We start from the raw sequence: 24,140 nt of genomic DNA on the forward strand, positions 1-24,140 counted from the left end.
GCGTGTCTCCGGCCCAAGCCTAACGGACGGCTGCTTCCTCCGCTCACCGCATAGGCTTCTATTTGGTGCTCTGCGCTTCAACTCCTTCGACAAGCACGCCTTTTTCCCGCCCGCGGGCGCGGAAGCGAGAGCGGATGCACGCTCGTGGCGCTCGGGCTCAACGTGGACCACATCATGGCCAATGAAGTGGATCTCACCTCCTGCGATCGCGAGCCGATCCACATTCCTGGACGAATTCAGCCGCACGGCTGCCTGCTCGCATGCGACGCTCAGGCGGTCCGCATCACCCGGGCGTCGCAGAATGCCGGCGCCATACTCGGCCGCGAGACGCCGCGGACAGATGAACCGCTCGCCGGCTACTTCCACGAGGACGACGCGCACGCGCTGCGCAACGCACTCGCCCAGGCTGTAGATCCGAAGCGCCCCGCCTTGATCTTCGGCTGGCACGACAGCGCGACCGGGCGCACCTTCGACGTGTCGCTGCACCGACACGACGGCACATCGATCATCGAGTTCGAACCGGCGGCAGCCGATGAAGCGGACAACCCGCTGCGGTTGACCCGGCAGATCATCGCACGCACCAAAGAGCTGCAGTCGCTCGACGAGATGATGGCGCGCGTCCCACGCTACCTGCAGGCGATGCTCGGCTATCATCGGGTGATGATCTACCGGTTCGCCGCCGACGGTTCAGGAAAGGTGATCGGCGAAGCCAAGCGAGCCGACCTCGAGAGCTTTCTCGGTCAGCACTTCCCCGCCTCCGACATTCCGCAGCAGGCGCGTCAGCTCTACTTGAAGAACGCAATCCGGGTCATTTCGGATTCCCGCGACAGCAGCAGCCCCATCGTGCCGGAGCGCGATGCCTCCGGTGCTGCGCTCGATCTATCCTATGCGCACCTGCGCAGCGTATCGCCGATCCACCTCGAGTATCTGCGCAACATGGGCGTCAAAGCGTCGATGTCGCTGTCGATCATCATGGACGGCGCGCTGTGGGGATTGGTCGCTTGCCATCACTACGAATCACGCACGGTGCCGATGGCACAGCGCGTCGCCGCCGAGATGTTCGCGGATTTCTTCTCGTTGCATTTCACCGCCGTCCATCATCAACGCCGATTTCAGACATCGCTTCATACCCGGCGGACTCTCGACGGACTGATGAGCGGCATGTCGTTCGACGCGGCCGTCGATGATTTCCTGCGCGATAACCTCGAGCGGATGTCTCAACTGATCCCCTGCGACGGCGCCGGACTCTGGATGAACGGCGTCTGGACCGCGCGCGGCTCGACTCCGCCGCCCGCAGCGCTGCCGGCCATCCTGCAATTCCTCGCCGAGCGCGACAGCACCGACATCGTCGCTACGCATGCCCTGTCGGATCGCATCGTCGCGGCGTCGGACTATGCCGGCGCCGCCGCCGGGATGCTGGCGATTCCGCTCTCTCAGACCGCGCGCGACTACCTGATGTTCTTTCGCAAGGAGCAAGTGCAGACGTTGGACTGGGCGGGCGATCCGAACAAGACCTACGACACCGGTCCGCTGGGCGATCGGCTCACCCCGCGCAAGAGCTTCGCGATTTGGAAAGAGCAGGTCGAAAAGCAATCGGTCCCTTGGAACGACGACGATCGCCAAAACGCCGCGACCGTCCAGGTCGGGCTGCGCGAGGTGCTGCTGCGCCAAAGCGAAGTTCTCTCCGCCGAACGCAAGAAGGCGGAGGTCCGGCAACGGGTGTTGAACGAGGAACTGAACCACCGCGTCAAGAACATCCTGGCGCTGATCAAGTCGCTGGTGAATCAGCCGGTCGACGATGGTCGCTCTCTCGAAGAATTCGCAGCCGCGTTGCGCGGTCGAATCATGGCGCTGTCGTTCGCCCATGATCAGGTGGTTCGCTCCGACGGCGGCGGCGCTCTGCAGGATCTGATCCGGGCCGAGTTGTCGCCCTACCCGGCAGAACAAATCACCCTCGACGGTCCCGACATCGGCCTCGACGCGCGTGCCTATTCGGTTCTGGCCCTGGTGCTGCACGAGCTGGCCACCAACGCGGCGAAGTACGGTGGTTTGTCGCGCAGGTCCGGACGGCTCGGGGTCGTCTGGACCGTGCGCGACGACGGTCGATGCGAGATCGAGTGGACGGAGAGCGGCGGCCCACCGGTCCGCGCGCCGAGCCGGCAAGGCTTCGGCACGGTGTTGTTGAGCCGGAGCATTCCGTTCGATCTCGGTGGAACGAGCGAGGTCGACTATGCCCCCGATGGTTTAGTGGCCAAACTGTGCATCCCCAGCAGGTTCGTCGCGCAGACGCAGCAGCGCCAGTCGGCGCCGCCGGCCAGAGACCGATCGATCGGTGGCGGCGAGTTCGACATCTCGGCGGCCTCGATCCTGCTGGTCGAGGATCAGTTGGTGATCGCCCTCGACGCGGAAGAAATGCTTCAAGCGATGGGCGCCAAATCGGTGATCTCGGCGTCGTCGGTGGAGGAGGCCCTGCTGGCGATTGCGCAAGCGCCGCCGACGCTGGCGATCCTCGACGTCAATCTCGGCAGCGGCAATTCACTGCCGGTTGCGGCCGAACTCGCGGCGCGGGGCATTCCGTTCATTTTCGCCACCGGCTACGGCGACACCGCAATGATCCCGACCGATTTGCGCGAGCTGCCGATCGTGCGCAAGCCGTATTCGATCGACTCGCTCCGGGTCGCGCTGTCGGCGGTCCTCGACGCCAGCGACTGACGAGCGCTCCACCGCGCGAACTCAGCCGATGCCGACCCCGAGCAGCCGGTCCGCCAATTCGCGGTCCGCTCTGAAGTCCGACGCCAATCCGCGCCAGACGATCCGGCCGCGCTCGACCACCAGCACCTCGTCGGCAAAATCGAGCGCGCGCTCGATCTGCTGTTCGACCAGCACCACGGTCATCTCGCCGGATTGCGCGAGCTTGACGATGGTCTCCATCAACTGATCGCAGATCACCGGCGCGAGGCCTTCGAGCGGCTCGTCGAGCAGCAGCACGCTGGGTCTGCCGAGCAGCGTCCGCGCCAGCGACAGCATCTGCTGCTCGCCGCCCGAGAGCTGCATGCCGCCATGGTTGCGCCGCTCGGCGAGCCGCGGGAACATTGCATACACAGGCTCGAGTTCGCTTCGCGGCCGGCCTTTGAGGCCGGTGAACAGATTCTCTTCGACCGTGAGCGAGCGGAAGATGTCGCGGGTCTGCGGCACGTAGCCGAGCCCGGCGGCGGCACGGGCGAAGGTCTTGAGCCCAGTGACGTCGCGCTCGCCGAGACGCACCGAGCCGCCCTGGTGGGTGGTCAGCCCCATCAGCGTCGCCAGCAGCGTCGTCTTACCGACGCCATTGCGGCCGAGCACCGTCAGTCGCCCGCCGGCCGGCACCGAAAAGCTGATGTCGCTCAGAATGCTCACCGAGCCGTAGCCGGCGCTGAGGCCTTCGACGTCAAGACGCGCGGCGGGCATCGGCATAGTTTCCCAGATAGGCCGCACGGACGGCGTCGTTTTCCTTCACCTCGGCGGGGGTGCCTTCGAAGATCAGTGCGCCGTTCGCCAGCACCAGCACACGCTTTGCGAATTTGAACACCAGATCCATGTCGTGCTCGATCATCAGGATCGCGATCTCCGGCGACATCCGCCCGATCGCTTCGAGAATCCGCGGCGACTCGTCGTGCGGCACGCCGGCGGCGGGCTCGTCGAGCACCAGCACTCGCGGCTTCATGGCGAGGCCTATCGCCAGATCGAGCAGCCGCTGCTGACCGTAAGCCAGCTTGGTCACCGGCGTCGCCGCCAGATGACCGATGCCGAGCAGACTGAGTACGCCCTGCCACTCGTCGCGGACGTCGGATCTGTCCAGGACCGAAGAGAACATCCGCCTGGTCAGACCCCGGCGCTGCATCACCGCCAGCGCGACATTCTCGGCGACCGTAAGGCTGGTGAACAGGCGCGTCACCTGGAAGGTGCGCACCAATCCGCCGCGGACGCGCTCCGGGATCGGCGCTTTGGTGACGTCCTCACCGGCCAGCAGGATGCGGCCGTCCGACGGCGCCAGATCTCCGGAGAGCTGATTGACCAGCGTGGTCTTGCCGGCGCCGTTCGGCCCGATCAGCGCGACCCGGTCGCCACTCGCCAGCGTGAACGAGACGTCGTCGGTGACGCGCAGGCCACCGAACGATTTCGACAGGTGCTGGACTTCGAGCAAGGTCGTCATCGCGCCGCCCTCGCCTGCCGGAAATCGCCGATCCGCCGGGTCACCTCGTTGACCAGCCCCTTGGGGAAGAACAGCACCACCACGATCAGCAGCACGCCGACCAGGATCATCCAGTGGAACGGACTGGCGGCCGAGACGTAGTGATGAAAGAGCTCGAACAGGATGGCGCCGATCAACGCGCCCCACAGATTGCCGGCGCCGCCGAGGATCAGCATGATCAGGGCTTCGGCCGAACGTTCGAAGCTGACGCTGTCGAGCCCGATCACACCGGTGTTGATAGCGGTCAGAGCGCCGCCGAGACCGGCGACCGCGCCGGCCACGCAATACATCACCACCAGTCGCGGATAGACCGAGACGCCGATCATCCGCGTCCGCAGCGTGTCGTCCTTGATGGCACGGCACATCAGCGCGAACGGCGAGCGCGCGAACCGCAGCAGCACGACCATGGTGATCAACAGCACGATCACCGAGAATACGTAGCCGGTGCGGCCGAACATGTCGAAATTGAAGATGCCGAACACCGGGCTCGCCGAGATGCCGGCCAGGCCGTCGCTGCCGCCGGTGATCGACGACAGCTTGTTGGCGAGCGCGGCGACGAGCTGACCGAACGCGATCGACAGCACTAGTTGCGGCAGACCGCGGAAGCGCGTCACCAGCAGGCCCGAGACCAGCCCGGTGGCCATGCCGGCAAGCGCACCGATCAGCAGCATCAGGATCGGATCGGTGACGCCGGCCAGACAGAAATTGCCGGCCGCATAGGCGCCGACGCCGAACAGCGCCGCATGGCCGAGCGTCGCGACACCGCAATAGCCGGTGACGAGATCGAGCGAGATCACCAGGAAGGCGAGCCCGATCACGCGGGTCAGGAACGCCAGATCGTCCGGATACACGAACCAGCCGATCGCGCCGAGCACGGCGATCACCGCGGCGGCGATCAGATCGTTGCGGAGACCGGCCCAGGCCGACGGTGCAGCGGTGACGGACAAGGTCGCCATCTTAGTGCGCCTTTCCGAACAGACCGTGGGGGAAAATGTAGACGATCACGATCACCGCGACATAGAAGAAGAACTCGCCGTATTCCGGCGCCAGATACTTGCCCGTGGTGTCGGCGAGGCCGAGCAGCAGCGACGCCGCCATCGCACCGGTGACCGAGCCGGCGCCGCCGACCGAGACCACGACCAGGAACGTCACCATATAGCGCAGCGCGTAGAACGGCTCGACCGGGAGCAGCTCGGCGCCGACCACGCCGCCGAATGCCGCGAGGCCGACCGCGAGCGCGAAGGTCGCCGAATAGACGATCTGGGTGCGGATGCCGAGCGCCTCGGCCATATCGCCATTGTCGACCGCCGCGCGCAGCCGGACGCCGAATTCGGTTTTCTCGATCATCAGCCACAGCGCCACCGCGGTGACGACGCCGCAGCCGATCACGAACAGCCGGTGCGCCGGGATCATCCGGAAGCCGAGATCGAACGGCCCCTTCAGCATCTCCGGCAGCGGGATCGGCTTCGAGGTCGGGCCGAAGATGTAGTTCGCCACGCCGACGATGAAGAAGGTGATGCCGATCGTCAGCAGGATCTGGGTCAGTTCGTCGGAGCGACGATAGATCCGCCGATACAGCAGAAATTCGAACGGCACCGAAATCACGACCGCGCCGATCACCGCGATCAGAATCGCGATCGGGTAGGACACACCGAGCGAGGTAAGCGCGAACGAGGCAAAGTAGCCGCCGATCATCGCAAACGCGCCGTGTGCGAGATTGACCACCCGCATCAGGCCCATCATGATCGACAGACCGATCGAGATCGTGAACAGCACCATGCCGTAGGCGAGAGCGTCGGGGAGGATTCCGAGAATCGTCTGCATCACAGAGCCGCCCACGCGGACGCCACCGATCTGGTTCGATTCAATTCAGCCCTCACAACCTCACTCCCGACTCGACTTCACGCCGCTTTGCTAGAGCGCCTCACCGATTGATAGAGGCGCTGTCGCCCATTCCACATTGCACTGTGTCCTCATCCTGAGGAGCCCGCCGTAGCCGGGCGTCTCGAAGGATGGGGCCACGCGTTCCTTGCGGCCCATGGTTCGAGACGGCGCTTCGCGCCTCCTCACCATAAGGTGGTGGTCGCGGCGACCATCCCGACAGCCAGCCTGATTCTACGACGAACTGAACCGATCTAGTCGACAACAGCCCTCCGCGCCAAGTCACGAACCAAGCGCGAAGGGCCCAAAGTTTCGGCTTACTGCTTAACCAGTCCCCAGTCGGGCTGATCCTTGAAGGTCTCGATCTCCTTGTTGATCAGCTTGCCGTCCTGCTTCACCACTTCCCGCAGATAGACGTTCTGGGTGATGTGGCGGGTGGTCGGATCGATCGACACCGGTCCGCGCGGGCTGGTCCACTTCATGCCCTCGACCGCCTTGATCGCCTTGTCGGGATCCTGCTTGCCGCCGGTCGCCTCGATCATCTTGTAGATCAGGCGAGCGCCGTCATAGGCCGCGACCGACGTCATGGTGATGTCGCCGAGCTTGGCACCGCCCTTTTCGAGCTGGGCCAGGAACGCCTTGTTCTCGGGCGAGTCGTGCGACACCGCGTAGTGATAGGTCGACAGAATCCCGATGCCGGAATCGCCGATGTTCGGCAGGTCAGGCTCGGTGACGACGTCGCCGGTCGACATCAGCTTCACGCCGTCCGCCTTGAGGCCGTTGTCGATATAGGCCTTGACGAAGCCGAGCGTCGGCGGGCCGGCCGGCAGGAAGGTGAAGATCATGTCGGCGCCCGAATTCTTGATGCGCTGCATGATCGGACCGAAGTCGGTAGTGGACAGCGGCATCCGGATCGCTTCGACGACGCTGCCGCCCTCTGCCTCGAAGGTCTTTTTGAACGCCGCTTCGGCGTCGATGCCCGGACCGTAATCGCTGACCGCGATCGCGACCTTCTTGGCGCCCTTCTGCTTGGCGACCTTCGCGGCCGGCACGGTGTTCTGGAACATCGTGAACGAGGTACGGACGATGTAGGGGCTCTTCTCGGTGATCGAGGAGGTCGCCGCGTTCAGCACCACCATCGGCACCTTGGCTTCCTGCAGCAGCGGCGCCACCGCCATCGCATTCGGCGTGAAATACAGGCCGGCGATGTACTGCACCTTCTCCTTGACGATCAGTTCCTGCGCCAGCGCCTTCGACTGCGCCGGATTAGGCGAGACCTCGTCGCGATAGACGAACTCGACGGTGTGGCCGCCGACCTTGTTGCCGTGTTCGGCGACCCAGGCGTCGATGCCCATCTTGAAGTTCTGGCCGAACAGCGCATACGGCCCCGACATGGTGCCGATTACGCCGACCTTGATGGTGTCGGCGTGGGCGCCTGCCGCGACGAACGACAAGGCAGCTGCCGCGCAGACCGTTCGAAGTCCCTTCATGTGTGCTTCCTCTCCTCTGGCTGACGAAATTGGTGCCGCTGACCGCTAGAACATCTCGAAATATTCGCGCTGCTCCCATTCGGTGACTTCCGCCTGGAAACGCTCGATCTCGGCATTCTTGATGAAGGTGTAGTAGTCGATGAACCCGTCGCCCATCGTGGTTCGGAAGAACGGATCGTCGCGCAGCGCGAAGATCGCCTCGCGCAGCGATTTCGGCAATAGGTCGGCTTGGGTCTCGTAAGGCGTGTCCGCCGACGGGCCGGGATCGAGCTTGCGATCGACGCCGTCGAGGCCAGACAGGATCTGCGAGGCCATATACAGATACGGATTGGCAGCCGGCTCGCCGACCCGGTTTTCCATCCGGGTGGCGCGATCGCCCGGCCCACCGAGCACGCGGATCATCACGCCGCGATTGTCACGGCCCCAGATCGCGCGATCCGGCGCCAGCGAATACGAGCGATAGCGCTTGTAGCCGTTGATCGTCGGCGTGGTGAACACCGTCGCGGCGCGGGCGTGATGCAACAGACCGGCGAGATAGTGCCTGCCGAGATCGGACAGCACCTCGGTCTGCGACACGAAGGCGTTGCTGCCGTCGGTACGCGACACCAGCGACTGATGCAGGTGCCAGCCGGACGACACCACGTTGGGAATCTTCGGCCGGCACATGAAGGTGGCGTGATAGCCGTGGCGCCGGCAGATCTGCTTCACGGCGCTGCGGAACAGCACCATCAGGTCGGCCGGCATCAGCCCGACGGTCGGCTGGAAGGTGAACTCGCACTGGCTCGGCCCGAACTCGACTTCCATCGAGCGCAGCGGCAGGCCGAGCGCCATCACGTCGTGCCGGATCAGGTCGAGCACCGGCTCGATCTGATCGTAGCGCTGCTCGGTGAGATACTGATAGCCGTGCGACAGCAGGCTGACGGCCGGCGGCTCACCGGGCTGGCCGGCGTGCTCCGGCGACATCATCACGTCGTCGAGCTTGAAGACGTGGAATTCGACCTCGAGCCCGGCCATGTAGTCGTAGCCGCGGTCGGCGAGCTGCTTCAGCACCGATCGGTAGAGGCCGCGCGTTGCGAACGGCACCGGCTGACCATTGCCGAAATACAGATCGCACAGCACCCAGCCGGTCTTCGGCGCCCAGGGCAGGACGCGGAAGGTGGTCGGGTCAGGCAGCATGATGGCGTCGGCGCCGCCTTCCATCTCCTTGATGCCGAAGCCGCCGCCGGCCTTGAACACCGGAAACACGGTGCGGTGCGAGGTGTCCTTGCACAGCATCGTGGTGGTGATCGAAGCACCGCTGTCGAGGCAATTCAGTGCCTCGGCGGTGATCAACGTCTTGCCACGCAAGATGCCGTGCTGGTCGGGGAACGAGAACCGGATGGTCTCGAGCCCCTGCTCCTCGGCGATCCGCCGTACCCGCGCCGCCGCTTCGATCTGCTCGTCGGACCAGAGGCCGTATTTCTCAACCAGACTCAACGTTCGATCCTCGATCCGTTGCCGCGCCGTCTCATTCCGCTGCCGTCAGATGCGGCACCTTCGCCGCAATCTCGGACGGCACCGGCGCAGCCCAGGGCGCGCCGCGGCGACGCTTGACGTCGACCTCCATCCAATAGGTCTCCCAGCCGCGGCTCGGGCCGATGCCGTCCATCGTGGCCGGCCCCTGGATCGCGCGGGCGGCGGCCTCGTCGAGCGCCAGCAGCGGCTTGGCGCCGGAGGCGGCCTTTTCGATCTCCTGCCGCAGCAGCCGGCGATACTGGATGATCGCCTTGTCGCTTTGGCCGAGATGCTCGCGGGTGCGATCCTGGATCGCGCCCATCGACTCCACCGCCCACTGGTCGTGCACGTTGATGTCCAGCCCCATGCCGGTGTAGGTCGCGGTCGCCTGCTCGTGCGGATCGAAGCCGTAATCGTTGGTCTTGTTCTTGCGCGACTTGTAGTCCGGCAGCTCGTAGAGTTCGAGGCGCTGATCGCGCATCTTCACCTTGTCGACCGGCGCGGCGTAGCTGGTGAAGATCGCGTACCAGTAACAGTGGGTGTCGTCGACCGGGACGTGCCACTGCGTGATCGTCATCTCGGTGCTCATCGGGATGACGAAGCCGTGCGGGAACAGCTGATTGGTGACGCGGACGTGGGTGCGCTCTTCGTCGATCTCGCGCAGCGCGATCAGCCGCAGGCCGTATTCGGTGTGCTCGACATTGATGATCGGACGATCGTATTCGCGCAGCACCTTGGTCATCGGCAGATCGCTACCGGCGGATGCGCCGCGGAATTGCTTGCCGTAGGCCTGCGAGGTGTCCTCATCCTCGAAGAAGCGATGCAGGAACGAGGCGTGCGCCGGATCGATGCCGACCTCCAGCGCCTGCAGCCAGTTGCACTCCATCAAGCCCTTGAACGCGAACACATGGGTGTCGGGCGCGATGAAGCAATCGATCTCCGGAAACGCCGGCGGCTCGCCCGCGCCGAGATAGGCCCACAGGATGCCGCCCTTGGCCACCACCGGAAACGCGCGCTGCTTGATGTTCTTGCACAGCGGCGAGCCGGCCGGCTCGGCGGGGGTGTCGAGGCAGTTGCCGTCGACGTCGAACAGCCATCCGTGGAAGGCACAGCGCAGACCGCCGTTCTCCAGCCGCCCGAACGCGAGATCGGCGCCGCGATGCGGGCAGTCGCGATCGATCAGGCCGTAGCGGCCGGTCTCGTCCTTGAACAGCACGAAGTCTTCGCCGAGCAGTCGCACCGGCTTGATCGGCCGCTCGCCCTCCAGCTCGTCGACCAGCGCCGCCGGTTGCCAATAGGCGCGCATCAGCTTGCCGCACGGCGTCCCCGGTCCGACCCGGGTGATCAGATCATTCTGTTCCTGGCTCATCATGGCGTTGGCCTCCTTCGCGCAGCCTCGACCGGCTGCCTTCTTATGAGCGCGCGGTCGAAGGCGGTCCGCAAACGCGGCAGCCCGTTGCTGCCATAGCCGCAGACCTCGATCGTGACCATTCCTTCGCCGCCTGTAAGATTGTTCAATAGACGAACATATGTTCGTTTAGAATGAGACTGCCTCTAAAGAGCAAACTAGGCAAGCGCAAATTCTGCGCGTTCAGCGCCTAGGCGTGCATCAGACCGGCCTCTCGCCAGCGAACTTGTGTTCGCATGGCGGACAGTCGTATAGGTCAGCGGTTAATCGCCGCGGCTCGGTCTCTTTTCAACATCCGGGCATCGCCCCATACTAAAGTACCGATCGATGCCGAAATTGAAACGAACCCCCGACGACGTGACGCGCGAGAGCGCCGAATTCATCGAGAGCCTGGCGCGCGGCCTGCGGGTGATCGAAGCCTTCGGCACCGAGCAGCGGCCGATGACGCTGAGCGACGTCGCAAAAGCCTGCGGCCTGCCGCGCGCCACCGCACGCCGCATCCTGCTGACGCTGCAAACCGCAGGATTCGTCAGCAGCGACGAACGACTGTTCGCCCTCACCCCGCGTGTGCTCGGCCTCGCCTCCGCGTATCTGGCGTCGAACCAGATCAGTGCGGTGCTGCAGCCGCTGATGGACCGTGTCTCTGCAGACGCCAAGGAAGTCTGCTCATTGGCAATTCTCGACGGCGACGATGCGGTGTTCGTCGCTCGCGCCAGCCCGGCGCGGGTGTTCTCCGCAGGCATCGACCTCGGCTATCGGCTGCCGCTGTTCTGCACCTCGGTCGGCCGTGTGCTGCTCGGACGGCTCGGCAATGACGAGTTGGCTGCCATCATCAACAGCATGACCCTGACCAAGCAGACCGAACAGACCATCGTCGACAAGCCGACGGTGATCGCCACCATCATCGCCGATCGCACCAAAGGCTATTCGCTGGTCGACCGCGAAGCCGAGCCCGGCTTCCGCTCGGTCGCGGTGCCGATCCGCCGCTACGACGGCACGGTGGTCGCGGCGGCCAATATCGGCGCCCATGTCGATCGCATCACGACCGGCGAAATGATCGACCGATTCCTGCCGCTGCTGAAAGCGATGGCCGAAGAAGCCAAGCCATTGATGATGTGAAAGCGCCTGACGCCGGCGAATTCTCTCATCCGGTCGGCCGCGTCCTTCGCTCGGAAATCGCCCGCCGCAACACCCGCGACAGCGCCTCGACCGAATACGGCTTTTGAATCAGTTCGAAGCCTTGGTGTGCGTTCTCGGCCAGCACGCTGCTGTAGCCGCTGGTCAGGACCACCGGCAGCCCCGGATAACGCTCGCGGATGATGGTCGCCAGTTCGACACCGTTCTTGCCGGGCATGATCACGTCGGAAAACACCAGATCGAACGCGAACTCGTCTTCGGCCAGCGCCGCCAGTGCCTCGTCGGCTGATTTCGCCCATTTGATCGTGTAGCCGAGATCCTGCAGCAGCTCGGTCGAGAACTTGCCGACCTCGACATTGTCCTCCACCACCAGGATGCGATGACCGAGGCCGCCGGCCGGATCGGTGCGCGACAGCTTCGCTACCGCGATCTGCTCAGGGGCCTGCGCCTGAGGCAGATAGATGGTGAACGTCGAGCCTTCGCCGAGGGTGCTGTGCACGCTGATCTCACCGCCGGATTGCTTGGCGAAACCAAACGCTTGGCTGAGACCGAGCCCGGTGCCGCGACCGACCTCCTTGGTGGTGAAGAACGGCTCGAAGATCACGTCGAGATTGGCCGGCGCGATGCCGCTGCCGCTATCGGTGACCGAGATCGCCACGAACTCGCCGGGCCGCGCCGGCTGCGACCGCACCGGCGGGATTTCATCGACGCGGCGGAGCGCGATCGACAACCTGCCTTCGCCGTTCATCGCATCGCGGCCGTTGACGGCGAGATTGACCAGCGCGGTTTCGAATTGGCCGATATCGGCGACGGCGTAGTTCGGACCAGCGCCGGTCTCGATATCGATCTCGACACGACTGCTGACCAGCGGACGAATGAGACTCGCGATGCTCTGAATCTGGGCCGCGACGTCGAAAACCACCGGCGACAACGGCTGCCGGCGCGCGAATGCCAGCAACTGGCCGGTCAGCTTCGAAGCGCGATCGGCCGTATCGGAAATCGCATCGACATAGCGACGGCGACGCTCCCCCGGCAAATCGCGCCGCCGCAGGAAATCAACTGCGGAGCGGATGATGGTGAGCAGGTTGTTGAAGTCGTGCGCGACGCCGCCGGTGAGCTGCCCGACGGCTTCCATCTTCTGCGCCTGTCGGAGCGCTTCCTCGTTGCGTCGGCGCTCGGTCGAGTCGATGCCTTCTGCCAGCACGGCCATGATGCCGCCCTGCGCGTCCGAGACCGGCCGCAGCGAGAAATCGATGTGGCGCGCGCCGGCAGAGAGCGGCAGTTCGAGGTCGACACGGGCGGTTTCTCCCGTGCACGCCGAGTGGAACGCGCGCTCGATCGCCTCGGATGCTCCGGACGCGGAGGCAAACCACGGCGTCTTCCAGAACAGCGTACCGAGTACTTGTGCCGGCTCGGCCGCGATGCCTGCCAGTGCCGTGGCATTGATGTAGAGCAGGCGCCCCTTCAGATCGAGCAATCCCTGATACTGATTGGTGGTTTCCAGAATCGCGCGAAGCTGCGACTCGCTTGAATGCAGTTGCGCGGTGCGTTGCGCGATCAGCCGCTCCAAGGTGTCGTTGACATTGCGCAGGTCGATCTCCGCCTGCTTGGCGGTTGTGATGTCGTGGGCGACGCCGATGAACCCGATGTGACTGCCGGCCGGATCCCATCGCGGCTGCGACTCCGACCTGATCCACCGCCATTGCCCGTCGGCCCGGCGATACCGACCTTCCAGATGAAAAGGTTTCAGCGAGGCTTCGCCGGCGAGGCTGTTGCGCACCACCTCAGCGACATCGTCGGGATGAATGATGCTCCGCCAATCGAACCGCAGCGCGTCCTCGTAAGGCACCCCGATGAAGTCGCAATAGGCGCGATTGACGAAACTGCGGGTGCGGTCGAGGCGCGTCACCCAGATCGGCACCGGGGCGCTGTCGGCGATCAGCTTGAACCGCTGTTCGCTTTCGCGGAGCATCTCTCGGGCGACCGCGCGGTCGGTGATGTCGATATGCGCACCGACCATCCGCACCGCGCGCCCGGATGCGTCGCGCTCGATCCGGCCTTCCGCCGCGATCCACCGCACTTCGCCGTCGTTCGGGCGGACGATGCGATACTCGGACGAATAGCGCTCGGAGGTTCCTTTGACGAGATCGAGGAATTGCCGCTCGGCGCGTTCGCGATCTTCCGGGTGCAACCGGCGCACCCAATCTTCATGCGTCTCGTTGACGGCTTCGGGCGGCAGACCGTGGATCGCCAGATACTCCGGCGAGCGATGATTGCGGAAGCCGGCGGTCAGATCCACCACCACACCGCCGACCTTGGCGATGCGCTGAACCTCCGCCAGCTCTCTTTCCCGATCGATGAGCGCCTGCTCCGACGCCGACAGCCTGTCGTTCATCTCGCCTCTGCGGCCTGATTGCTCAAACCTAGCGCAAACGCCCGGTTGGCGCGACGCCGATCGAGAAAAGAGGCCGGCGCCCTCGACATCGGCTTTACGATCCTACCAGCGCCGCCAGTCGTATCGCCAATTTGACCAAACAACCGTCGTGAGCTGCACATTGTTTGTGCGGCGCAATACTTCCAAACGCCAGGGAGTTGAGGCAACAATCGCCTCCAGAGTTGGCGGCTAGGGTTCCGGTCTGTAAGCAGACGCTGGTCCGAGAGCTGCCCCCCGAAGGGAGAAATCCTTCGGACGCACGGCGGGACAAAAGCCCGGGAGACCTCGTAAGCCGAGGAATTGGCAAACGATGGTCCATGTCAATTCCTCATCGTGACCAGTTTCTGAGGAATGATCCGATGCGGAAGACTCGTTTGCTATCTACTCTGATCCTCGCCGGCTCGATCGTCGCCCTGAGCGTCGCCGGAGCCTCCGCTGCCCCCAAGAAGGACTTCAAGGTCGCCTGGTCGATCTATGTCGGCTGGATGCCCTGGGGCTATGCCGCCGACACCGGCATCGTGAAGAAGTGGGCGGACAAATACGGCATCACCATCGAGGTGAAGCAGTTCAACGACTACGTCGAGTCGATCAATCAGTACACCGCTGGCTCCTATGACGCGGTGACCATCACCAACATGGACGCGCTGTCGATTCCCGCCGCCGGCGGCGTCGACACCACCGCGGTGATCGTCGGCGACTTCTCCAACGGCAACGACGCGGTGATCCTGAAGGACAAGAAGGATTTCGCCGCGATCAAAGGCCAGAAGGTCAATCTGGTCGAGTTCTCGGTGTCGCACTATCTGCTGGCGCGCGCGCTCGAATCCAACAAGCTGAGCGAGAAGGACGTCAAGGTGGTCAACACCTCCGACGCCGACCTCGCCGCCGCCTACAAGACCGCCGACGTCACCGCGGTGGTGACCTGGAATCCGATCGTCTCCGAAATCCTCGCCTCGCCCGACGCCCACAAGGTGTTCGACTCCTCGCAGATCCCCGGCGAGATCATCGATCTGATGGTCGCCAACACCGCGGTGGTGAAGGACAATCCGAACTTCGCCAAGGCGCTGGTCGGGATCTGGTACGAGACCATGGCGAAGATGACGGCGGACGGCGCCGACGCCAAGGCCGCCAAGGAAGCGATGGCGAAGGCTTCGGGCACCGATCTGACCGGCTTCGAAAGCCAGCTCGCCTCGACCAGGCTGTTCAGCAAGGCCGCGGACGCCGAAGCCTTCACCAAGAGCGCGGCGATCGGCAGCACCATGGACCGCGTCCGCAAGTTCCTGTTCGAGAAGGATCTGCTCGGCAAGGGCGCGAAGTCGGCCGACGCCGTCGGCATCGAGCTCGCCGACAAGAGCGTGCTCGGCGACAAGGCCAACGTGAAGCTGCGGTTCGACCCGAGCTTCATGGACATGGCTGCGGCCGGCAAGCTGTAAGCGATCACCTCACAAGCCAAGCCGGAGCGCGACGATGCGATGGGTGAACATCAGGCCTGGACGGCAACTCGCCATCTACATGGCGGCGCTGCCGTTCGTGCTGGTGGTCATTGCGTATCTGCTGGGCTCCGGCGCTCGGCTGGCGGAGAATCCGAACGACAAGCTGCTGCCGGCGCTGTCCAGCATGGGACTGGCGGTGAAGCAGATGGCGTTCCAGCTCGACGCCCGCACCGGCAGCTATCTGATGTGGGTCGACACGCTGGCGAGCATGGAGCGACTGGCGGCAGCGCTGGCGATTTCGACCTCGCTGGCACTCCTGATCGGCATCGTGATCGGCCTGCTGCCGGCCGCCAACGCGCTGCTCGGCCCGTTCGTGTCGGTGACCTCGATGGTGCCGCCGCTGGCGCTGCTGCCGATCCTGTTCATCGTGATGGGGCTCGGCGAGACTTCCAAAATAGCACTGATCGTGATCGGCACGCTGCCCTGCATCATCCGCGACCTGTCGATGAAGGTGCAGGAGCTACCGCGCGAGCAACTGATCAAGGCGCAGACGCTCGGGGCCTCGACCTGGCAGATCGCGCTGCGCGTGGTGCTGCCGCAGATCCTGCCGCGGCTGATCGACTCGCTGCGGCTGCAGCTCGGCCCGGCCTGGCTGTTCCTGATCGCCGCCGAAGCGATCGCCTCGGACTCCGGGCTCGGCTATCGCATCTTCCTGGTGAGGCGCTATTTGGCGATGGACGTGATCATTCCCTACGTGGTGTGGATCACGCTGCTCGCCTTCGCGATGGACTTCGCGCTGCGCCTCCTGCAGCGCAAGGCATTCCCCTGGTTCGCATCGGTGAGGGCGGAATGAGCGCCATCCGCTTCGAAGACGTCTGGAAGGAATACGGCGACCACATCGTGCTGGAGCGGATCACGCTCGACGTCGCGCCGCGCGCGTTTCTCGCCCTGGTCGGCCCGTCCGGCTGCGGCAAGACCACCTTCCTGCGGATGCTGCTCGGCGAGGAAGCGCCGAGCCGCGGCCGCATCCTGATCGACGGCGAACCGCTCAAGCCCGAGCCCGACGCCGATCGCGGCGTCGTGTTCCAGCGCTATTCGGTGTTTCCGCATCTCACCGTGCTCGACAACGTGCTGCTCGGCCGCGAACTGCAGCAGTCGCGGCTGCTCGGCCGGCTGTTCGGCCGGGCGCGGCGCGAGGCGACCGAGCAGGCGATGACGCTGCTCGAAGAGGTCGGGCTGAAAGGCCACGAGACCAAATATCCGTCGGCGCTGTCCGGCGGCATGCAGCAGCGGCTGGCGCTGGCGCAGGCGATCATGCGTGGTCCGAAGATCCTGCTGCTCGACGAGCCGTTCGGCGCGCTCGATCCGGGCATCCGCGCCGACATCCACGTCCTGATGAAGCGGCTGTGGAACGAGACCGAGCTCACCGTGGTGATGGTCACGCACGATCTGTCCGAAGCGTTCAGCCTGGCGACGCGCGTGATCGCGTTCGAGCGCAATCGCAACCGTCCCGAGGAGCGCGAACGCTACGGCGCAACGATTTCGCGCGATCTCGAAATCTTCCCGCGCCGCGTCGCGCAGCCGCACGCCGACCATCCGATCCGCTCCGGCCGGGACGACCCGGCCGCACAGGGAGCATGAGCCGGGACGACCCGGCATTTGTTCACCGTGAGGACAGCATGATCCTGACCGAGCAAGAGAAGGCCGAAGTCGAGGCCAACCGGCTGCGCTACGAACAGCACAAGGCGCTGGGCCAGCAGCAGGCGCCGAAGGCGCTGCCGCCGCCGACGCCGCGCGACGGCGCGCCGATCGCGGCCGAGACGATCATCCATCGCGAGACCGTGCCCGGCGGTTGGTACTACGTGACGAGGCTCGGGCGCGGCGAAGCACTGCGTCTCGTCAATACCGACGGCACGTCCTGCGTCAGCATCCAGGCCTGGAATGCGTTTTGTCCGAGCGAGCGGCTGAACCACGCCGACACCATCAAGGTGCAGTGGGCGGCAAGCTTGCGCAAAGGCCGCGTGATCCTGTCCGACATGGGCCGGGCGCTGCTGTCGATCATCGAGGACACCAGCGGGGCGCACGACACCATGGTGGGCGGTTCCACCGCGGCGACCAATGCGGCGCGCTACGGCACAACCGGCCTGCGCAACACCCGCGACAACTTCGTGCTCGCTGCCGGCAAGCTCGGGCTCGATCGCCGCGACGTGCATCCATCGATCGGATTCTTCGCGCCGGTCGCCGTCGACTCGCAGGGCCGGTTCGAATGGCACGGCGAGCGTCGCAACAAGGGCGACTTCGTCGATCTGCGCGCCGAGCTCGACCTGCTCGTCGCGGTGTCGAACTGTCCGCACCCTCTCGACCCATCCCCCAGTTACGCACCGGGCGATGTCGAGATCATCCGCTATCAGGCCCCCGAACCGGCTGCCGACGACCTGTGCCGCACCGTGTCGCTCGAAGCCAAACGCGCGTTCGAGAACAACGCATTCTATCTCCCCGGCGCCGCAGGGAGGGCCTGAGCATGACCGCGATTCCCGCTTCCGCCCGCATCGTGCTCGACACCGAGATCCCGGCGCGCGTGCCGTGGTCGGCGATCATCCGCAAGGGCCAGACGCTGCGCATCGTCGACAGCCACGGCCAGCAGGCGGTCGACACCCTGTTCTACGCCGCCGACGATCACGGCGAACGCTACAGCGGCCAGGATACGCTGCGCGCCCAGGGCTCGGCCTATGTCACCACCGGCACGCGGATCATGTCCACCGAAGGCCGCACCATGCTGCGGATGGTGGCCGATAGTTGCGGCCTGCACGACACTTCCGCCGGCGCCTGCTCGTGCGAGAGCAACACCGTGCGGTTCGGGCACCAGACCAAATATCTGCACGCCTGCCGCGAGAACTTCGTGCTGGAAGCTGCCAAGCACGGCCTGTCGAAGCGCGACATCGTGCCGAATCTGAACTTCTTCATGAACGTGCCGCTCGACACCTCCGGCAATTTCACCGTGGTCGACGGCGTCTCCAAGCCCGGCGACTACGTCGAGATGGTCGCCGAGATGGACGTGCTGTGCCTGATCTCGAACTGTCCGCAGGTCAACAATCCCTGCAACGGCTTCTTCCCGACGCCGATCCAGGTGGTGATCTACGAGGCCGGCGAGGACTGATCATGTTCAGCAAAGTTCTGGTTGCCAACCGCGGCGAAATCGCCGGGCGGATCGGCCGCACCTTGCGCCGAATGGGGATCGCATCGGTCGCGATCTATTCGGACGCCGACCGTTTCACCCGTCCGGTGCGCGAGGCCGACGAAGCGGTTCGGGTCGGCGGCGACGCCGCCAGCGACAGCTATCTGAACGTCGACGCCGTGATCGACGCCTGCCTCTCAACCAGCGCGCAGGCGGTGCATCCCGGCTATGGCTTCCTGTCGGAGAACCGCGGCTTTGCCGAGCGGCTGAAGCAGCACGGCATCGCCTTCATCGGCCCGCGCCCCGAACATCTCGAGGCGTTCGGCCTGAAGCACCGCGCCCGCGAACTGGCGCAGGCCAGCAACGTGCCGCTGCTGCCCGGCACCGGGCTGATCGACAGCATCGACGAGGCGCTGGAAGCAGCCGCGCGGATCGGCTTTCCGCTGATGCTGAAGAGCACCGCGGGCGGCGGCGGCATCGGCATGCAGCTCTGCCACGACGAGGCGACGCTGCGCGAGCGCTTCGCCACCGTGCAGCGCACCGCCCGTGCCAGCTTCGGCGACGCGCGGGTGTATCTTGAGCGCTTCGTCGCCGACGCCCGCCATATTGAAGTGCAGATCTTCGGCGACGGCCAGGGCAACGTGATCGCGCTCGGCGAGCGCGACTGCTCGCTGCAACGACGCAACCAGAAAGTGGTCGAGGAAACCCCGGCGCCCGGCATCTCGGATGAGATGCGGACGCGGCTGCATCAGGCCGCGGTCGCGCTCGGCCAGAGCGTCGCCTACGAATCCGCCGGCACCGTCGAATTCATCTACGATGTCGCCCGCAACGAATTCTACTTCCTCGAAGTCAACACCCGTCTGCAGGTCGAGCATCCGGTCACCGAAGCGGTGTTCGGGGTCGATCTGGTCGAATGGATGGTGCGCCAGGCTGCCGGCGACAGCCCGCTTGCGATCTACACACCGCGTCCGCCGCAAGGCGCGGCGATCGAAGTGCGGCTGTATGCCGAAAATCCCGGTGCCGGCTTCCGGCCCTCGGCCGGCCGGCTGACCCAGGTGGCGTTTCCGGGTGACGCGCGTATCGATAGCTGGATCGAAACCGGCGACGAGGTGACGCCGTTCTACGATCCGATGCTGGCCAAGCTGATCGTCCACGCGGCCGACCGCGACGCCGCGATCGACAAGATGACCGGCGCCCTCTCCGCGACCACCATCGCCGGGATCGAGACCAATCTCGATTATCTGCGCGCGATCGCCACGTCCGATCTGTTCCGCAGCGGCAAGGTCGCCACCAAGGTGCTGGCCGATTTCAGCTTCGCGGCGCGCACCATCGACGTGGTGGCGCCGGGCGCGCAGTCCGGCCTGCAGGAGCTGCCGGGCCGGCTGCATCTGTGGCACGTCGGCGTGCCGCCGAGCGGACCGATGGACGAGCGCTCGTTCCGCCTCGCCAACCGCATCGTCGGCAATCCGGAAACCACCGCGGCGTTCGAACTCACCGTCAGCGGTCCGACGCTACGCTTCAACGCCGACGCCGTCGTGGCGCTGTGCGGCGCCGGCATGGCGGCAAAGCTCGACGGCACAGCGGTTAGCAACGACGCGCCCATCGCTGTGCGCGCCGGCCAAATGCTGGCGATCGGCAAGATCGAGGGCGCCGGTCAGCGTTGCTATCTCGCCATCCGCGGCGGCTTCGACGCGCCCGAAGTGTTCGGCTCCCGCGCGGTATTCACGCTCGGCGCGTTCGGCGGCCACGCTACCGGCGCGCTGAAGGCCGGCGACGTGCTGCATTTCGGCTCGATCGCTCCTGTCGCGGAGCCGCGCGCGCTCACCGATGACGAACGGCCAGCGCTGACGCGCGCGTGGCAGATCGGCGTGATCTACGGCCCCCACGGTGCGCCCGATTTCTTCCGGGACGACGACATCGCGACGCTGTTTTCCTCCGACTACGAAGTGCACTTCAACAGCGCCCGCACCGGCGTGCGGCTGATCGGACCGAAGCCGCAATGGGCGCGCGCCGACGGCGGCGAAGCCGGGCTGCATCCCTCCAACATCCACGACAATGCTTACGCGGTCGGCGCGATCGACTTCACCGGTGACATGCCGATCATCCTCGGCCCCGATGGCCCAAGCCTCGGCGGCTTCGTCTGCCCGGCTGTGGTGGCGCGCGACGAATTGTGGAAGGTCGGCCAGCTCAAGCCCGGCGACAAACTTCGCTTCGTGCCGGTGACGCGCGCCGATGATCCGGTCGCAGGGCCGACTGTGATCTCCGCACCTGCCGAGCTCGGCTCGGCGATCGTCGGCCGCCATGACGATGGCGAGATCCCGGTGGTGTATCGCCGCGCCGGTGACGACAATCTCCTCGTCGAATACGGCCCGATGGAGCTCGACATCGCACTGCGCCTGCGGGTGCATGTGCTTGCCGAGGCGGTGGAGAAAGCGAAGCTGCCTGGGATCATCGATCTCACCCCGGGAATCCGATCGCTGCAGATCCACTACGACAGCGCGGTGATGTCGCGCCGCAAGCTGCTCGACGCGCTGGCGAGGATCGAGCGCGAACTGCCCTCGGTCGAGGCAATGGCGGTGCCGAGCCGCATCATTCATCTGCCGCTGTCGTGGAACGATCCGCAGGCGGTGCTGGCGATGCGCAAGTATCAGGAGCTGGTGCGCCCCGATGCGCCGTGGTGCCCGTCCAACATCGAGTTCATCCGCCGCATCAACGGCCTTGCCAGCGAAGACGACGTCAAGCGCATCGTGTTCGACGCCAACTACCTCGTGCTCGGCCTTGGCGACGTCTATCTCGGCGCACCGGTCGCCACCCCGGTCGATCCGCGGCATCGCCTGGTCACCACCAAATACAATCCGGCCCGCACATGGACGCCCGAAAACGCCGTCGGCATCGGCGGCGCCTATATGTGCATCTACGGCATGGAGGGCCCCGGCGGTTATCAGCTGTTCGGCCGCACCATCCAGGTCTGGAACACCTGGCGCAGCACCGAAATGTTCAAGCCCGGCCATCCCTGGCTGCTGCGGTTCTTCGACCAGATCCGATTCTTCCCGGTGACGCCGGACGAACTGCTCGACGCCCGCGCCGCGTTTCCGCACGGGGCGTATCCACTCAGGATCGAGGAGACGACGTTCTCCTACGCCGACTACAAGGCGTTTCTGACGCGCGAAGCCGAGGGCATTACGGCGTTCAAGACCCGCCAGCAGACCGCATTCGAGGCCGAGCGCCAACGCTGGCGCGACGCCAAGCTGGACGAGGTGGTGGAGGATGACACCGCCGCCGCGCTCGGCTCCGGCGGCGACGTGCCGGACGGCTGCGTCGGCCAGTTCACCGAGGCGCCGGGCAACGTCTGGAAGCTCACCGTCGAGCCGGGCGAGCATGTCGAAATCGGCCAGACGCTGGCAGTGATCGAGTCGATGAAGATGGAGATCGCGATTCCGGCGACCGCGCGCGGCATCGTCAGAGCCCTCAATGCCAAGCCGGGCCAGACGCTGCGCGCCGGCGACCTGATCTGCGCGCTGGAGGAAGTGTGATGCCGGCAGTTGAACTCACCACCTTCCCGACGATCGGGAACCTGCACGCCGCATATGCGGCCGGCGCCTCCCCGGCTGAGATCATCACCGCGGCGTATCGCCGGATCGCAGCGGTGGCCGATCCCGGCATCTTCATCACGCTGCGACCCGAGCACGATGTTCTCGCCGACGCCGCCGCGCTCGGCCCGTTCGATCCCGATACCAAGCCGCTGTGGGGCATCCCATTCGCCGTGAAGGACAACATCGACGTCGCGGGACTGCCGACCACGGCCGCCTGCCCGGGCTTCGCCTCCACGCCGAACGAAACCGCGTTTGCGGTTCAGCGTCTGCTCGATGCCGGCGCGATCCTGATCGGCAAGACCAACCTCGATCAGTTCGCGACCGGGCTGGTCGGCGTGCGCACGCCCTATCCGGTGCCGCGCAATGCGATCGATCCGCGCTACGTCCCGGGCGGATCAAGCAGCGGCTCGGCGGTCGCGGTGGCGCATGGTCTGGTGACATTCGCGCTCGGCACCGACACTGCAGGCTCCGGCCGCGTGCCGGCTGCGCTCAACAACATCGTCGGGCTGAAGCCGTCACTCGGCAGCGTGTCGCCGCGCGGCATGGTGCCGGCGTGCCGGACCCTGGATACGATCTCGGTGTTCGCCGGCACCGTCGCAGACGCGCACGCAGTCTATCGCGTCATGGCGACGTTCGACCGCGCCGATCCCTGGTCGCGGCCGCATCCCGGTGCAGCTACCAAGCCCGCGGCTTTGCCGCCCGGTCTGCGCGTCGGTGTGCCGGACACGGCCAGCCGCAAATTCGCCGGCGAGCTGCAGTCCGAACGGGCATTCGATCTTGCGGTGACGGACCTTGCGACGGTGGTGTCTGCACCCGCTCGTGCAGTTGATATGTCGCCATTGTTCGACGTCGCCAATCTGCTCTACAGCGGCCCGTGGGTCGCTGAGCGCTATCAGGCGATCCGGCAGGTGATCGAGACCACGCCCGAGCTGCTGCATCCGGTGACGCGAAAGATCATCGGCTCGGCTTCGGCGTTCAGCGCGGCCGATGCGTTTGGCGGGCTGTACCGGCTGGCCGAGCTGCGCCGCGCCGCCGATGCGATCTGGAGCAGCATCGACGTGCTGATGGTGCCGACCTATCCGCGCCCGCGCACGGTCGCGGATTTGCAGGCCGATCCGATCGGCCCCAACAGCGAGCTTGGCACCTACACCAATTTCGTCAATCTGCTCGACCTCTGCGCGCTGGGCGTACCCGGCCGATTCCGCGCCGATGGTTTTCCGTCCGGCGTCACGCTGATCGCGCCGGCCGGCCGCGACGCTCTGCTCGCCGCGCTGGGCGAGCGCCTTCACGCCGCAAGCGAGGTGTCCGTGGGCGCCAGCAGCACCAAGGTGCCGGCGCGCATTGAGAGTTCGTCCTCTGCCGCTGCGAACGAGATCGAGCTGGTGGTGGTCGGCGCGCATCTGTCCGGCATGCCGCTCAACCATGAGCTGACCAGCCGCGGCGCGCGTTTCCTGCGCGCGGTGTCCACCACGCCCGACTACAAGCTGTTCGCCCTGCAAGGCGGCCCACCCTTCCGCCCCGGCCTGCTGCGCGTCGCACCGGGCGAAGGCGCCCCGATCGCCACCGAGGTCTGGGCAATCTCCGCCGAAGGCTTCGGCAGCTTCGTCGCCGGCATCCCCGCCCCGCTCGGCATCGGCACCACGCGGCTCGCCGACGGCACCACGCCGAAAGGCTTCATCGTCGAGGCCGAGGGCCTGAAAGGCGCGACCGACATTTCGGCTTTCGGCGGATGGCGGGCGTATATGAAGAGCCTGGCGAGCTGACACGGCCGGCCTCAACACTGGGAAACCATCTCCTTGGGGTCGGCGTGAGAACATCCTGTCTTGCGGGTCACGAGAGAGGATCAAGCGCCGGATTTGCACTGCTG

The 24,140-nt window shown here is 65.6% G+C and carries 17 protein-coding genes and 1 riboswitch; of the genes, 9 read left to right on the forward strand and 8 right to left on the reverse strand.

Annotated features, from left to right (window positions below; all coding sequences use genetic code 11):
* The first annotated feature begins 174 nt into the window (after positions 1–174).
* Positions 175–2,712: an HWE histidine kinase domain-containing protein gene (locus DY468_RS12935; protein ID WP_164605212.1), complete on the forward strand. Its 2,538-nt coding sequence runs from the start codon at positions 175–177 to the stop codon at positions 2,710–2,712.
* A gap of 21 nt (positions 2,713–2,733) precedes the next feature.
* Here DY468_RS12935 and DY468_RS12940 read toward each other — a convergent pair whose 3' ends face one another.
* From DY468_RS12940 to DY468_RS12970, 7 genes are all read right to left on the reverse strand, one after another.
* Complete coding sequence (locus DY468_RS12940) at positions 2,734–3,447, reverse strand: ABC transporter ATP-binding protein (protein ID WP_164605213.1); 714 nt, start codon at positions 3,445–3,447, stop codon at positions 2,734–2,736.
* Positions 3,428–4,192, reverse strand: a complete 765-nt coding sequence (locus DY468_RS12945) for an ABC transporter ATP-binding protein (protein WP_164605214.1) — start codon at positions 4,190–4,192, stop codon at positions 3,428–3,430. Before DY468_RS12945 ends, DY468_RS12940 begins: the two co-directional genes overlap by 20 nt.
* Complete coding sequence (locus tag DY468_RS12950; RefSeq protein ID WP_164605215.1) at positions 4,189–5,187, reverse strand: branched-chain amino acid ABC transporter permease; 999 nt, start codon at positions 5,185–5,187, stop codon at positions 4,189–4,191. The genes DY468_RS12945 and DY468_RS12950 overlap by 4 nt, the downstream gene beginning before the upstream one ends.
* A 1-nt stretch (position 5,188) precedes the next feature.
* The gene (locus tag DY468_RS12955) at positions 5,189–6,055 is read right to left on the reverse strand and encodes a branched-chain amino acid ABC transporter permease (protein ID WP_164605216.1); all 867 of its coding nucleotides are present in this window, start codon (positions 6,053–6,055) and stop codon (positions 5,189–5,191) included.
* 374 nt (positions 6,056–6,429) lie between these two features.
* Positions 6,430–7,602: an ABC transporter substrate-binding protein gene (locus DY468_RS12960; RefSeq protein WP_164605217.1), complete on the reverse strand. Its 1,173-nt coding sequence runs from the start codon at positions 7,600–7,602 to the stop codon at positions 6,430–6,432.
* Between the two features lie 45 nt (positions 7,603–7,647).
* Positions 7,648–9,078, reverse strand: coding sequence for a glutamine synthetase family protein (locus DY468_RS12965; protein ID WP_164605218.1), 1,431 nt, complete (start codon positions 9,076–9,078; stop codon positions 7,648–7,650).
* A 31-nt stretch (positions 9,079–9,109) separates the two neighbouring features.
* Complete coding sequence (locus DY468_RS12970; protein WP_164605219.1) at positions 9,110–10,468, reverse strand: aromatic ring-hydroxylating dioxygenase subunit alpha; 1,359 nt, start codon at positions 10,466–10,468, stop codon at positions 9,110–9,112.
* A gap of 363 nt (positions 10,469–10,831) precedes the next feature.
* Here DY468_RS12970 and DY468_RS12975 point away from each other — a divergent pair, with 363 nt between their 5' ends.
* Positions 10,832–11,623: an IclR family transcriptional regulator domain-containing protein gene (locus DY468_RS12975; protein ID WP_164605220.1), complete on the forward strand. Its 792-nt coding sequence runs from the start codon at positions 10,832–10,834 to the stop codon at positions 11,621–11,623.
* Positions 11,624–11,648: 25 nt separating this feature from the next.
* Here DY468_RS12975 and DY468_RS12980 read toward each other — a convergent pair whose 3' ends face one another.
* Entirely contained in the window at positions 11,649–14,036 is a 2,388-nt protein-coding gene (locus DY468_RS12980) for a PAS domain-containing protein (protein ID WP_164605221.1), read from the reverse strand.
* A gap of 217 nt (positions 14,037–14,253) precedes the next feature.
* Positions 14,254–14,359, forward strand: a riboswitch (guanidine-I (ykkC/yxkD leader).
* Between the two features lie 75 nt (positions 14,360–14,434).
* Here DY468_RS12980 and DY468_RS12985 point away from each other — a divergent pair.
* From DY468_RS12985 to atzF, 7 genes are read left to right on the forward strand one after another with little or no spacing between them, the layout of a single operon-like run.
* Positions 14,435–15,505: a putative urea ABC transporter substrate-binding protein gene (locus tag DY468_RS12985; protein WP_164605222.1), complete on the forward strand. Its 1,071-nt coding sequence runs from the start codon at positions 14,435–14,437 to the stop codon at positions 15,503–15,505.
* A 34-nt stretch (positions 15,506–15,539) separates the two neighbouring features.
* Complete coding sequence (locus DY468_RS12990; RefSeq protein ID WP_164605223.1) at positions 15,540–16,358, forward strand: ABC transporter permease; 819 nt, start codon at positions 15,540–15,542, stop codon at positions 16,356–16,358.
* The gene (locus DY468_RS12995; RefSeq protein WP_164605224.1) at positions 16,355–17,146 is read left to right on the forward strand and encodes an ABC transporter ATP-binding protein; all 792 of its coding nucleotides are present in this window, start codon (positions 16,355–16,357) and stop codon (positions 17,144–17,146) included. Before DY468_RS12990 ends, DY468_RS12995 begins: the two co-directional genes overlap by 4 nt.
* Before the next feature lie 38 nt (positions 17,147–17,184).
* Positions 17,185–18,024, forward strand: a complete 840-nt coding sequence (locus DY468_RS13000) for an urea amidolyase associated protein UAAP1 (protein ID WP_164605225.1) — start codon at positions 17,185–17,187, stop codon at positions 18,022–18,024.
* Positions 18,025–18,026: 2 nt separating this feature from the next.
* A complete protein-coding gene (locus tag DY468_RS13005) occupies positions 18,027–18,662 on the forward strand; it encodes an urea amidolyase associated protein UAAP2 (protein ID WP_047307426.1) in 636 nt (211 codons plus the stop codon).
* Between the two features lie 2 nt (positions 18,663–18,664).
* Positions 18,665–22,213, forward strand: a complete 3,549-nt coding sequence (gene uca, locus DY468_RS13010; RefSeq protein WP_164605226.1) for an urea carboxylase — start codon at positions 18,665–18,667, stop codon at positions 22,211–22,213.
* Complete coding sequence (gene atzF / locus DY468_RS13015) at positions 22,213–24,036, forward strand: allophanate hydrolase (RefSeq protein WP_164605227.1); 1,824 nt, start codon at positions 22,213–22,215, stop codon at positions 24,034–24,036. The genes uca and atzF overlap by 1 nt, the downstream gene beginning before the upstream one ends.
* Positions 24,037–24,140 lie beyond the last annotated feature (104 nt).

It is taken from the genome of Rhodopseudomonas sp. BR0M22 (genome assembly GCF_010907035.1).
Classification (GTDB): domain Bacteria; phylum Pseudomonadota; class Alphaproteobacteria; order Rhizobiales; family Xanthobacteraceae; genus Rhodopseudomonas.

Bases quoted from the DNA above. Each gene is read 5' to 3' on its own strand.
- DY468_RS12935 (WP_164605212.1), top strand. From the start codon at position 175: ATGGCCAATGAAGTGGATCTCACCTCCTGCGATCGCGAGCCGATCCAC.
- DY468_RS12940 (WP_164605213.1), bottom strand. From the start codon at position 3,447: ATGCCCGCCGCGCGTCTTGACGTCGAAGGCCTCAGCGCCGGCTACGGC.
- DY468_RS12945 (WP_164605214.1), bottom strand. From the start codon at position 4,192: ATGACGACCTTGCTCGAAGTCCAGCACCTGTCGAAATCGTTCGGTGGC.
- DY468_RS12950 (WP_164605215.1), bottom strand. From the start codon at position 5,187: ATGGCGACCTTGTCCGTCACCGCTGCACCGTCGGCCTGGGCCGGTCTC.
- DY468_RS12955 (WP_164605216.1), bottom strand. From the start codon at position 6,055: ATGCAGACGATTCTCGGAATCCTCCCCGACGCTCTCGCCTACGGCATG.
- DY468_RS12960 (WP_164605217.1), bottom strand. From the start codon at position 7,602: ATGAAGGGACTTCGAACGGTCTGCGCGGCAGCTGCCTTGTCGTTCGTC.
- DY468_RS12970 (WP_164605219.1), bottom strand. From the start codon at position 10,468: ATGATGAGCCAGGAACAGAATGATCTGATCACCCGGGTCGGACCGGGG.
- DY468_RS12975 (WP_164605220.1), top strand. From the start codon at position 10,832: ATGCCGAAATTGAAACGAACCCCCGACGACGTGACGCGCGAGAGCGCC.
- DY468_RS12980 (WP_164605221.1), bottom strand. From the start codon at position 14,036: ATGAACGACAGGCTGTCGGCGTCGGAGCAGGCGCTCATCGATCGGGAA.
- DY468_RS12985 (WP_164605222.1), top strand. From the start codon at position 14,435: ATGCGGAAGACTCGTTTGCTATCTACTCTGATCCTCGCCGGCTCGATC.
- DY468_RS12990 (WP_164605223.1), top strand. From the start codon at position 15,540: ATGCGATGGGTGAACATCAGGCCTGGACGGCAACTCGCCATCTACATG.
- DY468_RS12995 (WP_164605224.1), top strand. From the start codon at position 16,355: ATGAGCGCCATCCGCTTCGAAGACGTCTGGAAGGAATACGGCGACCAC.
- DY468_RS13000 (WP_164605225.1), top strand. From the start codon at position 17,185: ATGATCCTGACCGAGCAAGAGAAGGCCGAAGTCGAGGCCAACCGGCTG.
- DY468_RS13005 (WP_047307426.1), top strand. From the start codon at position 18,027: ATGACCGCGATTCCCGCTTCCGCCCGCATCGTGCTCGACACCGAGATC.
- uca (WP_164605226.1), top strand. From the start codon at position 18,665: ATGTTCAGCAAAGTTCTGGTTGCCAACCGCGGCGAAATCGCCGGGCGG.
- atzF (WP_164605227.1), top strand. From the start codon at position 22,213: ATGCCGGCAGTTGAACTCACCACCTTCCCGACGATCGGGAACCTGCAC.